Origin of the sequence: Pseudomonas putida (assembly GCF_030159595.1) — a bacterium.
Taxonomy (GTDB): Bacteria; Pseudomonadota; Gammaproteobacteria; order Pseudomonadales; family Pseudomonadaceae; genus Aquipseudomonas; species Aquipseudomonas putida_AC.
This window is the reverse complement of the sequence record NZ_BSKJ01000049.1, coordinates 1-261: the sequence shown is the minus strand read 5'-3', so window position 1 is coordinate 261 and position 261 is coordinate 1. Positions and strand designations below refer to the sequence as shown.

The 261-nt window shown below is 44.4% G+C and carries 1 rRNA gene; it reads right to left on the bottom strand.

Going from position 1 to position 261, the window contains the following annotated elements:
- Positions 1-201: 201 nt before the first annotated feature.
- Positions 202-261, bottom strand: a 16S ribosomal RNA gene (locus QQL85_RS26490); the annotation flags it as partial.

Sequence of the window (261 nt, the reverse complement as noted above, 5' to 3'; positions counted from 1 at the left end):
ACTGGTGTTCAGTCTATTTCTATCACATATCCGAATTTTTAAAGAACGATCTGACAAAAGTCAGAAATCAACATTCAAACTGAATGTTCACTTCTAAGTTCTGATCAGGAACAGCACAAGACCTCTACAAGGCCTTGGTCGTCTTCACATATGAATCAAGCAATTCGTGTGGGAGCTCATCAGCAGGCTGATGTCGTCGATTAAGGAGGTGATCCAGCCGCAGGTTCCCCTACGGCTACCTTGTTACGACTTCACCCCAGT